10 protein-coding genes are annotated in these 13,380 nt (G+C 53.1%); 8 read left to right on the forward strand and 2 right to left on the reverse strand.

The features are described from left to right. From HNR75_RS04175 to tkt, 7 genes are all read left to right on the forward strand, one after another. Positions 1 to 1,044: an ABC transporter permease gene (locus tag HNR75_RS04175; protein WP_188025761.1), complete on the forward strand. Its 1,044-nt coding sequence runs from the start codon at positions 1 to 3 to the stop codon at positions 1,042 to 1,044. Between the two features lie 30 nt (positions 1,045 to 1,074). Then, entirely contained in the window at positions 1,075 to 1,755 is a 681-nt protein-coding gene (gene alsE / locus HNR75_RS04180) for a D-allulose 6-phosphate 3-epimerase (protein WP_188025762.1), read from the forward strand. A gap of 13 nt (positions 1,756 to 1,768) precedes the next feature. Further along, positions 1,769 to 2,665 (forward strand): allose kinase, encoded by an 897-nt coding sequence (gene alsK / locus HNR75_RS04185; protein ID WP_188025763.1) that lies wholly within the window; start codon positions 1,769 to 1,771, stop codon positions 2,663 to 2,665. 9 nt (positions 2,666 to 2,674) lie between these two features. After that, positions 2,675 to 3,619 (forward strand): ribokinase, encoded by a 945-nt coding sequence (gene rbsK, locus HNR75_RS04190; protein WP_188025764.1) that lies wholly within the window; start codon positions 2,675 to 2,677, stop codon positions 3,617 to 3,619. Between the two features lie 15 nt (positions 3,620 to 3,634). Next, positions 3,635 to 5,296, forward strand: a complete 1,662-nt coding sequence (locus HNR75_RS04195; protein WP_188025765.1) for a ribulokinase — start codon at positions 3,635 to 3,637, stop codon at positions 5,294 to 5,296. A 40-nt stretch (positions 5,297 to 5,336) separates the two neighbouring features. Continuing rightward, entirely contained in the window at positions 5,337 to 6,290 is a 954-nt protein-coding gene (tal, locus tag HNR75_RS04200; RefSeq protein ID WP_188025766.1) for a transaldolase, read from the forward strand. Positions 6,291 to 6,533: 243 nt separating this feature from the next. Continuing rightward, complete coding sequence (tkt, locus tag HNR75_RS04205) at positions 6,534 to 8,534, forward strand: transketolase (protein ID WP_188025767.1); 2,001 nt, start codon at positions 6,534 to 6,536, stop codon at positions 8,532 to 8,534. 89 nt (positions 8,535 to 8,623) lie between these two features. On the opposite strand, the gene HNR75_RS04210 is transcribed toward tkt, so the two are convergent. Both HNR75_RS04210 and HNR75_RS04215 read right to left on the reverse strand, forming a co-directional pair. After that, on the reverse strand, positions 8,624 to 9,793 hold the full coding sequence (locus HNR75_RS04210; protein ID WP_188025768.1) for a GGDEF domain-containing protein: 1,170 nt from the start codon (positions 9,791 to 9,793) through the stop codon (positions 8,624 to 8,626). Positions 9,794 to 10,063: 270 nt separating this feature from the next. Beyond that, entirely contained in the window at positions 10,064 to 12,724 is a 2,661-nt protein-coding gene (locus HNR75_RS04215; protein WP_188025769.1) for a cation-translocating P-type ATPase, read from the reverse strand. Between the two features lie 213 nt (positions 12,725 to 12,937). On the opposite strand from HNR75_RS04215, the gene HNR75_RS04220 reads away from it, so the two are divergent. Beyond that, positions 12,938 to 13,375, forward strand: coding sequence for an NUDIX domain-containing protein (locus HNR75_RS04220; protein ID WP_188025770.1), 438 nt, complete (start codon positions 12,938 to 12,940; stop codon positions 13,373 to 13,375). Positions 13,376 to 13,380: the final 5 nt, after the last annotated feature.

Below are 13,380 nucleotides of genomic sequence, written 5' to 3' on the forward strand. Positions count from 1 at the left end.
ATGAAAAAATGGTTCAAACTTGATGAAAACATGATCGGTCTGCTTAGTCTGCTAGTAGCTATCTGTATCGTGTTCACCCTACTGATGCCGGGTCGTTTCTTTACTCTGCAAACTTTCGGTAGTGTCGCTTCTCAATTACCTGAGCTGGGACTGTTTACATTGGCGATGTTCATTCCGATGCTGAGTGGTGGTTTTAACCTCTGCATCATCGGTACCGCTAACCTGACCAGCTTGCTCATGGCCTGGATCTTCATCAGTTACATTCCTGCTGATGCCAGCATGTTCTTCCAGGTCATCATGCTGATGGTCGCGATAATCGCAGCTATCCTCCTGTCCATCGTCATTGGGATGTTTACCGGTGCCATGGTGGCTTACATCGGTGCCCACCCGATTCTGGTGACACTGGCAACCATGACCATGGTCAACGGGATCGGTATAGAACTCACCCATGGTGCAGCGCTGAGTGGCATGCCTGAACTGGTCAGACTGATTGGTTCCGGAACTATCCTTGGCATTCCATTACCGCTGGTGATTTTCCTCCTGGTTGCTGTCGCCGTCGCCCTGTTGCTGGAAAAAACCAAGATCGGTAAATGCATCTACATGAGTGGCAGCAACATCAACGCGACTTACTTCAGCGGCATTAATACACACAAACTTCTGATCGCAATCTACACCATCTCCAGTGTGCTGTGTGTCTTTGCCGGTCTGGTCATGATGGCTCGCTTCAACTCCGCACGTATGGGTTACGGCGACTCCTACCTGCTGCTGACCGTACTGGCCATCATTCTTGGCGGTACTGATCCAAACGGCGGTTTTGGCCGCGTATTTGGTGTGGTTTGCGCCTTGTTTGTCCTGCAGATCATCTCGACCGGCCTGAACCTGCTGGGCATCAGCCCACACTTCAGCCTCGGCATGTGGGGTGCGGTGCTCATCATCACGTTGTCAGTCAAGTTCTTCAAAAAACGTTGGTCTGAAAAACGGGCAGCGAAAAACAGTAAACCTTTATCAAGCACCAAGAACGCGCAAATTATTGGTCACAAATAACTCAACTGAATTAATACTGGAATAAACATTATGACTTATATGATTTCTCCTTCACTGATGTGCATGAACCTGATTGAAATCAAATCACAACTGGAAGTATTAGATACCCGTGCCGACTTCCTGCATATCGATATTATGGACGGCCACTACGTCAAAAATATTACGCTGTCACCGTTCTTTATCGAACAGATTCGTCCTCACACCAATTTGAAAATTGATGTGCATTTAATGGTGGAAGAACCGAGTGATTTTATTGATGCGGTTGCCAATGCCGGTGCCGATTATATCTGCCCTCACGCGGAAACCATCAATCGCGACGCATTCCGCATTATCAACCAGATCCGCAAACACAATAAAAAAGTGGGTGTGGTACTGAATCCGGCAACACCGGTGGAATACATCAAACACTATATTCATCTACTGGACAAAATCACCGTGATGACGGTAGACCCAGGTTATGCCGGACAGCCTTTTATTCCGGAAATGCTGAATAAAATTCAGGAACTGGCGGCACTCAAAAAAGAACATGGTTATAACTACCTGATCGAAATCGACGGTTCCTGCAACACCAAAACTTTCCATGATCTGCTGGGCGCAGGCGCAGAAGTATTAATCGTCGGTACATCCGGATTATTTAATCTCGATCCAAACCTGGCCGTCGCCTGGGACAAAATGACCGCCAATATCCGACAAGCAGAACAAGCAGCATAGGGGGTAACGAGGTATGGCTTATTACTTAGGTATTGATATCGGCGGTACAAATACCCGGTTACTCACCATGAATGAACAGGATGAGTTTATTCTTCGTGAAAACATCCCGACCTCATCATGGTCAGCAACGGAAGACCCACTGGCAACGCTGGCGCAGTTAATTAACGCTCATTTCCAGCAATTAGACCAGCGGCCGGCCGGCGTCATGCTGGGTTTACCGGGTACATTAAGCCGTGATCGGAAAAAAGTGTTTTCTCTGCCTTTCATTCAGGCACTGGATAACCGTGAAGTCGGTAACGAGCTGAGCCAGCTGATCGACTGTCCGGTGGCCATGGATAAAGACGTGAATCATCTGCATCTGTGGGATCTGCATCAGCTGGAAACCATGCCGTTTGTTGCCGTGGGTTTGTATCTGGGCACCGGTATGGGCAACAGTTTATGGATAAATGGTGACTTTTATCATGGTGCGCATGGCTCTTCCGGCGAAATCGGTCACATTCCTTGGCTTAACAACACGTTAAGCTGTCCTTGTGGAAAAACCGGTTGTGCGGAAACACTGACATCGGGCAGTTATCTGGCGAGATGGGCCAAAGAACATGTCACAGCACCACATCATGTCGGCGATATTTTTACTCACTACGGTGATCATCCGGATATTCAGGAGTTCGTCACCCGCCTTGGCATGATTATCGCCTCGGAGATGAACATTCTCGATCCGGAGCATCTGTTCCTCGGCGGTGGTGTTATCGGCATGCCCGGCTTTCCTAAAGAAAAATTGGTCCGGGAGATCAGAAAGCATTTGCGTGGCCCTCAGCCGGCAGAAGGTCTGACCATATCATTTAGTTTACAGACCGGTGATACAGGTTGTCAGGGGGCATGCCTCGCTGCAAAACGTCACTTTGAATCGTAGGAGTCTGTTATGACAGGAAAAGTTTGTGTCTTCGGTGCCTTCAACGTCGATGTTGTTGCTCGTCTCAGCCGCTTTCCCCGCCCCGGAGAATCCATGATTGCAGCCAGCAGCCTGATGGGCGCTGGCGGTAAAGGTGCCAACCAGGCTCTTGCTGCAGCGAGAGCCGGTGCCCGGGTGCATTACATCGGCAAAGTCGGTACGGATTCCTTTGCGGAATTTGCAAAACATCACCTCGATACCTCAGAAATCAATGTTTGTACGCTTTTCCATAGCCAGGACAAACCAACCGGTAATGCATTGATCTATGTTTCAGAAGAAAACGGCGAAAACATGATTGGCGTGGACCCGGGCGCAAACCTGACTGTCACGGAACAGGAAATCGAATCCTGTCTGCCTGTTATCAAGTCTTCTGATTTATTGCTGATCCAGATGGAGAATAACCCCGACGCGATCGTGCGTTTATTGCAGCATGCCCATGACAGCAATGTTTATGTCATTTTGAATCCGGCCCCCTTCCAGAAAATTCCCGACGAGGCGTTGGCGCTGGCCGATCTGCTCACGCCAAACAGTACCGAAGCAGAGCTGTTGACCGGTATTGAGGTTAATGATCTCGATTCGGCAGCACAGGCCGCCCGGGTCTTGCATAACAAGGGCATCAACAACGTTCTGATCACGCTGGGCTTAAAAGGCGCATTACTTTCCACCCCATCCGGCCGTACGCATATTCCCGCTTACCCGGCCCATCCGGTAGACACCACCGGTGCCGGCGATGCCTTCAACGGCTCACTTGCCGCTTGTCTGTCGCAGGGGGAAAAACTGGAGGATGCCGCTTTATTCGCTTCCGCCTATGCCTCCGTCTCGGTCGAACGGGTCGGTGCAGCGCAGGCCATGCCGACCCGGCAGGAAGCGATGGAAAGAATGCGACAACATGCCTCTCTGGCTGCGGCCTCATAGCACGGAGAATGCGAGATGTCTGATCCCATTGTTATCGGTCTTGATTTCGGCAGTGATTCAGTAAGAGCACTCGCAGTCCGTTGCCGGGACGGACAAGAGCTGGCCACACACACGGAGCTCTATCCCCGCTGGCATCTCGGCCAGTATTGTCAGCCGGTCCGGAACCAGTTCAGACAACATCCGCTGGATTACATCGAATCCATGGAGAAAGTCGTCAGACAAGTTGTCTCCTTACTGGCCCCGGAGCAGGTGGCAGCGATTTGTGGCATCGGTGTTGACGCGACCGGGTCAACTCCTGCGCCTATCGACGAAACCGGTCAGGTTCTGGCGTTGCGCGAAGAGTTCGCGGATAACCCGAATGCCATGTTCCTGCTGTGGAAGGATCATTCCGCCATTGCCGAAGCCGAAGAAATCACCCGCCTGTGCCAGAGTGGCCGATTCCCCGATTACACGCGTTACAGCGGCGGGGTTTATTCTGCGGAATGGTTCTGGGCAAAGATCCTGCACGTATCCCGCACCGATACCGCCGTACGACAAGCCGCCGTTAACTGGATTGAACTGTCGGACTGGATCCCGGCACTGCTGAGCGGAACTCAGTCTCCGGCCGCTATTCGCCGGGGCCGGTGTGCCGCAGGTCATAAATGTTTATGGCATCAGGACTGGCATGGTCTGCCCTCACGGGAATTCCTGACCGCACTAGATCCGGTGCTGACTGACAACCTTCAAACGCCCCTGTTCACCGATACATACACCGCCGATGTGCCTGTCGGCAGGATCACTGCAGAATGGGCAGAACGTCTGGGTCTGCCATCCCGGATCATGATCTCCGGCGGAGCGATTGACTGTCATATGGGAGCCATCGGGGCCGGAACCCGGCCTAACACCCTGCTGAAAGTCATCGGTACTTCCACCTGCGATATTCTGGTGACTGATTACGCCAGTATTGGCAGCCGCACCATCGGTGGCATCTGTGGCCAGGTGGATGGCAGTGTTATTCCGGGCATGATTGGGCTCGAAGCCGGACAATCCGCCTTCGGCGATATCTATGCCTGGTATCAGCGCCTGCTGAGCTGGCCACTGGAAACGCTGATACAGCAATACCCTGAATTACGAACCGCCGTCCGGCAACATGAGCAGAAACTGCTCGCTTCACTGACGCAAAGCTGGAGCCTGAATCCGGATCTGTCACACCTCCCGATTGTACTGGATTGGTTTAATGGCCGCCGTACCCCTTACGCCAATCAGCGATTACAGGGTGTGATCGCCGGACTGAATCTGGCTACCGATGCGCCGGCATTATTCGGTGCACTGGTAGTCGCAACCGCCTGTGGCGCCCGCAACATCATGGAGTGTCTGACGGAACAGGACATACCGGTCAAGGAAGTCATGGCGCTGGGCGGTATTGCGCGCAAGTCGCCCGTGATCATGCAGGTTTGCGCGGATGTCATGAACCGTTCCATTCAGGTGGTGGCATCCGATCAATGTTGTGCGCTGGGTGCCGCAATTTGTGCGGCCGTGGCGGCGGATATTTATCCGGCTATCGAAGCCGCCCAGCAAGAAATGGCCAGTGCCATTGAACACGTTTACTACCCTCAGCCGACCCGGGTTGCTGAATATGAAGTGATTTATCAGCAATACCTGCGGTGGGCAGAGACAGCAGAACCGTTACTTAATTAATTTTTACCCTTAATTCAGTCTTATCTGACAAGGAGTTACCGTGAGCAGTTTGTTAGATCAATTACGTGCCGTTACCACCGTCGTTGCCGATACCGGCGAGTTACCTGCAATCAAATTGTATTCCCCGGAAGACGCGACCACCAACCCGTCACTGATTTTAAAAGCCGTTTCTAGTCCGGAATACGCACCGCTGCTGGAACAGGTGGTGTTTCAGGCAAAACAACTCTCGTCCGAGCAGGCCGTGCAGGTTGAAGAAGCTGCCGACCGGCTGATTGTCGCCATCGGCTGTGAAGTGCTGAAACATGTACCGGGCCGCATCTCCACCGAAGTCGATGCCCGCCTCTCTTTTGATACACAGGCTACCATCGAAAAAGCCCGCAAGCTGATTGGCCTGTACGAGTATCAGGGCATTCCACGTTCACGCGTGCTGATCAAGATTGCCTCCACCTGGGAAGGCATCCGCGCCGCGGAACAGCTGGAGAAAGAAGGCATCAACTGCAACCTGACCCTGCTGTTCTCCTTTGCACAGGCCCGCGCTTGTGCCGAAGCCGGCGCGTTCCTGATTTCGCCGTTTGTGGGCCGAATCATGGACTGGTACAAAGCCAAAACCGGTGAAACCTATACCGCCGAAACTGATCCGGGTGTGAAGTCCGTGAAAGCGATTTATCAGTATTACAAGCAGCACGGTTATAACACCGTAGTGATGGGCGCCAGCTTCCGTAATCTTGGCGAAGTGCTGGCTCTGGCCGGCTGTGACCGCCTGACCATCAGCCCGAATCTGTTGCAGGAACTGGGCGAAGCCAGTGGTGAACTGGTACGTCAGTTAGCCGATGACGGTCTGCGTCTGCCACGGCCGGCTCCATTGAGCGAAGCGGCTTTCCGCTGGCAGCATAATGAAGATGCCATGGCGACCGAGAAACTGGCGGAAGGGATCCGTAATTTTGCGATTGACCAGGTGAAGCTGGAGCAGTTATTGGCGTCTCGTTTGGCGTGATTTTGTTTGGGCGTCTGGATTGGTGCTGATGGCGTGTTGGGATGCTCGGAACAGCATCCCTGTCTCCTGACACGTCGTAAACCCATCCATGGGGACTCCGCCGCGCCATCCTTGGCGCGGAGGGTCATCCGACAGGGATGTTATTCCTCGTTTTACGTTAGTGATAACACCGTCATTACGCCAACACCCGTTTCCCGATTTTATTCTCTTAACTATTTTTATGATTGCTGACTGGAGTTTCTGATGAGTTTAAATGCTAAAACCCTCGCCAATGCCGTACGTATGCTCAGTGTCGATGCGGTGCAACAGGCTAATTCCGGCCACCCAGGCGCCCCGATGGGCATGGCGGATATCGCTGAAGTACTGTGGCGTCACCACCTGAAACATAACCCGGCTGACCCGCAGTGGATCAACCGTGACCGTTTTATCTTATCCAACGGCCATGGCTCGATGCTGCTCTACTCCCTGCTGCACCTGACTGGGTATGACCTGCCGCTGTCTGAGCTGAAACAGTTCCGCCAGCTGCACTCCAAAACCCCGGGCCACCCGGAATACGGTTATGCGCCAGGCGTAGAGACCACCACTGGTCCATTGGGACAAGGCATTGCCAATGCGGTGGGCATGGCGCTGGCGGAAAAAACACTGGCGGCACAGTTCAATAAACCGAATCACAATATCGTCGACCATTACACCTACACCTTTATGGGTGACGGCTGTCTGATGGAAGGGATTTCACATGAAGTGTGCTCTTTAGCCGGCACCTTAGGCCTCGGTAAACTGATCGCCTTCTGGGATGACAATGGTATCTCCATTGACGGTCATGTCGATGGCTGGTTTACCGATGATACTCCGGCGCGCTTCCGTGCCTATGGCTGGCAGGTGCTGGATTCCGTGGATGGCCATAATCCACAGGAAATCGAGATGGCGATTCAGGAAGCCAAGGCCAATACTTCTCAGCCAACGCTGATTTGCTGCAAAACCATCATCGGTTACGGCTCACCGAACAAGTCTGGCAGCCATGACTGTCATGGCGCGCCGCTGGGCAAAGATGAAGTGGCGCATGTGCGCGAGTTCCTGCACTGGCCGCATGCGCCGTTTGAAATTCCGCAGGACATCTATCAGGCGTGGAACGCCCGGGAACAGGGTGCTCATCAGCAGGCCAGCTGGCAACAGCACTTCAGTGCTTACCGCGCCGAATACCCTGAGCTGGCCGCGGAACTGCTGCGCCGCAGTCACGGTCAGTTGCCAGTCGACTGGGCCGAGCAGGCACAGGATTACATTAACGACCTGCAAGCCAACCCAGCCAATATTGCCTCGCGTCAGGCCAGCCAGAAAGCGCTGAACGCCTATGCCAAAATCCTGCCGGAACTGCTCGGGGGTTCTGCCGATTTGGCGCCGTCCAACCTGACCCGTCATACCTCTGCATTAGACGTCAGTGCCGAAGTGCCGCAAGGCAACTATCTGCACTATGGCGTACGTGAATTTGGTATGTCCGCCATCATGAACGGCGTGGCGCTGCACGGTGGCTTCATTCCGTACGGTGGTACCTTCCTGATGTTTATGGAATATGCCCGTAACGCGGTGCGCATGGCGGCGCTGATGAAGCAGCGTTCCATCTTCGTTTATACCCACGACTCGATTGGTCTGGGCGAAGACGGCCCGACCCACCAGCCAGTGGAACAACTCGCCAGCCTGCGTCTGACGCCGAACATGGAAACCTGGCGTCCGTGTGACCAGGTGGAATCGGCGGTGGCGTGGAGGGAAGCGATTGAGCGCACCAATGGCCCGAGTGCGCTGATTTTCAGTCGACAGGCGCTGACGCAGCAGCCGCGTACCCCGCAACAACTGAGTGATATCGAACGTGGCGGTTACACCCTGCTGGACTGCGATGGCACGCCGGAGCTGATTATTCTGGCCACCGGTTCCGAGGTCAGTTTGGCAGTTAACGCGGCGAACACGCTGAATGCCGAAGGCCGAAAAGTCCGCGTGGTCTCCCTGCCCTGCACTGAGCGCTTTGACAAACAATCGGCGGAGTACAAAGAACAGGTGTTGCCGAAGTCAGTCAGAGCGAGACTCGCTATTGAAGCCGGCATTGCCGATTACTGGCAGCGCTACACCGGTCTCGATGGTGACGTGGTCGGTATGACCAGCTTCGGTGAATCCGCTCCGGCAGAGCAACTGTTCAAGCTGTTCGGGTTTACCGATGAAAATGTGCTGGAAAAAGCGCGGGCGTTGCTAAGCTGAAACTAACAGTCCGGTAAAAACCGGATAAAAATGACATGAACAGGCGGGTTCCTTCACCAGAACCTGCCTGTTTTTTTGCAGTCAGATAGTCAGCCAAAGCGGCGGACCTGGTTCCTGCCGTTTTCTTTTGCCTGATACAACGCAATATCCGCCTTCCCGATCGCCTCCTCCAGCGACGCGTATTTTCCTTCAGCCAGATCCACAACACCGATACTCAGTGTGACATGAATAGCGTGCTGATTAACCTCTATGGGCTGCGCCGCAACCTGGGTCCGGACACGCTCGGCCCAGTTCAAGGCATCGGTTATGCTCGTTTCCGGTAAAACCGCGATGAATTCCTCCCCCCCATAGCGGGCGAGGATATCGTGATGCCGGATATTTTGCCGGACCCGGGCAGCCACTTCTTTCAAGACGGCATCACCCACCGGATGGCCGTAATCGTCATTGATTTTTTTGAAAAAATCGATATCGAGCATGGCGACACTGTAATGTGTCACGGATAGCTTACCGTCAGCGTTAAACAGCGTCGTCGATGATTGTTCACTCAATCCGTACCGGTTATAGATACCGGTTAATGCATCATAGGAAGCGAATGCCGCCAGCTTCTGCTGCAGCCATTGCGACGTGATCAACATGATGCTGAAACTTAAGCCCAGCAGAACGATAATGGCATTAAAAACCAGCAACAAATTGCTGATGTTGGTACTCAGCAAGGAATAGGATGGCTCGTATTGATAGGTCAAAAAACGCAACAGGGAACCGGTGGTTGCCAGAATACAGGTGACCGCAAACATCAGCCGCCCGGATTCATATTTCGCCCTGTCCTTCAGCGCCTCCCGGATACACAACAGGCTTTGCATATTGAAGACAAAGGAGACCAGTTCAGCACGTCTTATTTCCGGCACGCCGGCATTCAGCATAAACAGCAACAGCGTTGCCACCAGAAGAGAAAAAGCCAGCATGGAATAATGAAACGGCTTGATACGCTGGTTATATTTCAGCAAACCCAGCCATAACAGATTGGCACCAATGAAGCTGAATAAGTTACCGAAAAAGACACTGACCCAGAGCGGCGCATAGGCCCGATAAACGGCAAAAAAGATCCCGAGTGTGAAAAAGCAGAATCCGATCACCCAGTAAGGCATTCCCGGACAGACATACCGATCCCGCAGTAAAGCAGCCAGTCCGCCGGAGATGAGAAAGCCGATGAAAACGCACATCAGCATCATGCTTTTAATATCGAGATGAATTATATCCATATAAAGCCGGCAAATAAGCGTTATATAAAATGTACCTTATATCCGGCCCGGATGCGCACTGGTTTAACGAATTTAACCGGCTTTCTCTGAGACTCATCAGAAAATGACCGCTAACGAATCCATTTTGCAATGTTCCATCCCATCTGCAGGGCCAGCGCAGACAATCGTTCCGCCGGATTGATCGCCCATGGATTGGCGACTGTTTCCAACAAAGGCACATCATTGATGGAATCGCTGTAACCATAGCTGTCTTCCAGTGATTAACTCAGGCTAGTCACTAAAATAACGCCGCACTATCCATTTCCGGCCTTCTTCAAGAAGGCCAATCCCCATCGCCAGTACGATCATCAGTCCCCATACCGACAGATCCAGCGGGTACGTGCCAAACAAAGCATTGCCCCACGGGGTATAAACAACCAGCAGGATCAGGGCGACTTCGACAAGGATCCCCTGCCACAGCAGCGGGTTATAATCCAGTTTCAGTGAAAACACAGAGCTGCGCGGATGCCGGCAGATAAAAAGATTAACGATTTGCGCCATGACAATGGCCGCCAGACAGGCCGTCGTCGCCTGCATATACATTGGATCAGACTTGCCCGGCATGACGCCATATTCCCAGCCCGACTGATTCAAGACAAAGAAGAAGACAAATAACGAAGCAGCGGCCTCCAGCATCCCCAGCCACAAATAGGCCCGGGCCACCAGCCCCCAGGATAACAGTCGCTCTTTGGCGGGTCTGGGCGGTTGTTGCATCAGTTTTTTATCGGAAGGTTCGGCACCCAGCGCCAGCGCCGGCAACATATCGGTCCCTAAATCCACGGCCAGGATCTGAATGATCGTCAGCGGCAGCGGAATTTTAAACAGCACAAAGGCAATATAAGGCAGGATTTCCGGGATATTGGAAGTCAGAATGTAAGTCATGAACTTGCGGATATTTTCAAAAACAGTTCTGCCCTCCTCGATCGCATTCACGATACTGGCAAAGTTATCATCCAGCAGAATGATGTCCGACGCTTCTTTCGCCACATCGGTACCGGCGACCCCCATGGCAATACCGATATCCGCAATTTTCAGTGCTGGCGCGTCATTCACCCCGTCTCCGGTGACAGCCACAATTTCCTTTTTCCTTTTCAGGGCCTTGACCACGTGCATCTTCTGTTCAGCTGTCACCCTGGCAAAAATCACCTCCGGACTTTCCAGTAACAGGTGCAGGTGAGCCCCCGTCATTTTGCGTAACGCCTCGCCCTGCAATACCAGCGGATGTTCCGTTTTTACCAGGCCAATCTGCCGGGCAATCGCCACCGCTGTCTGCGGATGATCGCCCGTCACCATGATGACTCTGATCCCGGCGGTATGGCAGCGTTCAATGGCCTCTTTCACCTCGGGACGCGGCGGGTCCTGCAAGCCGATCAGCGCGGAAAAAGTCATCTCCCTTTCCTGCGGCATCTGCTCCGGTTCCAGCCGGCAATAGGCAAACGCCAGCACCCGCAATCCCTCTCTGGCCATCGTATTCTGCGCGGTAATAATCTGTTCCTGCCCGGCAGAATCAAGCTCCCGGATATTTCCCCGACTCTCGATATGACGGCATCGTGGCAAGACGGTTTCCGGTGCCCCCTTGCAATAGAGCCAGCGAACGCCTTCGTGTTCAATCACCACCGACATGCGTTTGCGTTCACTGTCAAAAGCGATCTCCGATTCAACCGGAATATCCCCGAAGTCATGGCTTTTTCTGCCAAACTCGGCCAGCGCAATCTCCATCGGATCACCCAGCAGCACATAATGCTTTCCCTGCAGGCTCTTTTTCAGGTTATGACAATACTGCGCATTCTGGATCAGCCGGATTTCATGCTCATATTGGGCATGTGCTTCAACAGGAACGAGTTGCTCGTGAATATAAATCTGTGTGGCGGTCATCTTGTTCTGAGTCAGGGTGCCGGTTTTGTCTGAACAGATCACTGTGGTGGAGCCCAGTGTTTCAACCGCCGTCAGATGACGCACCAGCGCATTGCGTTTCGCCATCCGCTGCGTTGCCATGGCCAGACTGAGAGTGACCGTCGGCAGCAACCCTTCCGGGACATTCGCCACAATGATCCCAATGGCAAACATCAGACTGGTCCAGAACGACAATCCGATCGCAGTTCCAATCGCAAAGAAGAGTATCCCCAGAATAGCCGCAAAGGCCGCCACCAGCTTCGAAAGCCGGGCAATTTCCAGTTGCAGATGGGAAACGCTTTCTTTTTCTGCCTGCGTGAGATGGGCGATCTGACCAAACTCCGTGTGTCGTCCGGTTGCAAAGACCACCGCACGGCACTGACCGGAGACCACCCAGGTCCCCGCCAGCAGAATATTGGCCGCTGCCAGGTGTGAGGTTTCCGTCACCGCATCGGCCATTCTGGCTTTTGGCTGTGATTCCCCGGTGATCGTCGAGATATTGACCCGTACCCCGGCGGATTCAATCAGCCGGCAATCCGCCGGAATGTTGTCACCTTCCTCCAGCACGATGCAGTCTCCCGGCACCAGCATTTCCGCTGGTACCGTCTGCAGTTTGCCACTGCGGCACACCAGCGCCTGTTGTGGCAACAACTTGGTCAGTGCCGCAATTGCCCGCTCGGCACGGTATTCCTGCCAGAAAGAGAACACACCGTTAATGAGAATAACGCCGAGGATGGCAACGCCCAGCAGAAACATCCCTTCGCCGGGTGCCTGACTTTCGGCCCAGAACGCCAGTCCGGCGGCCAGCCACAGAATAATGGCAAAAAAGTGGGTAAATTCCTGAATAAAACTCAACCAGACCGACTGACGCTTGATCTCTTCCAGCTTGTTATAGCCAAACTCTTTCAGCCGACGCTGTGCTTCCGCCGAGCTCAATCCCTCTTCCGATGTGCGCAGACTGTCCAGCGCTTCCTTGACAGACAAATTGGCGATAAACATGGTCCAAATCCGATCTTTTCACTGTTTTTATAGTGATAAGCGTAGTTCAGAACCAGGAATGTCTCTATGTAAGCGACTGACACACAACCGGAAATATTCTGTTCGTTTTATGTTCGGTGACCTGCAGCATAGACTTTTGCCGTAAAGCCTACTAATAATGAGGAAAATTTTTTAATCCATAAAATACAGAGCATTAAACAGGAGAACACCAACATGAATATGCATTTCAAGCCACGCAGGGCAACCTGTATCGTGGAATGCGACCATGGCATTTTACTGACTGACACCGGGCACGACATGATCCTGCTGCCGGGCGGACAGGCTAACCGGGGGGAATCCCGTCTTGCCGCTGCGATCCGCGAGCTGAAAGAAGAGACCAATCTGCAGGCGCATGCCGCGATCTTCCTGTTCGATTATGAATCGCGCTCAAACCGGCACAAGGTGTTTTACCTGATTGCGACCGGCACACCGATCCCGATGGATGATGCCAAGGCACTGTATTATTCCGATACGATACCAGCCGATAAAGCCGCCAAACTGTCACCGGCCACAAAAGCGATCATGGAACAATTCAAGACCGTCAAAGCCGAACATCAGCATCATCTGGATGCGTTGCGGGAGATCTGTCTGCGCGACAGACTGCCGCTGTAACCGAT

The sequence above is a fragment of the Tolumonas osonensis genome (assembly GCF_014202415.1).
GTDB classification, from domain to species: domain Bacteria; phylum Pseudomonadota; class Gammaproteobacteria; order Enterobacterales; family Aeromonadaceae; genus Tolumonas; species Tolumonas osonensis.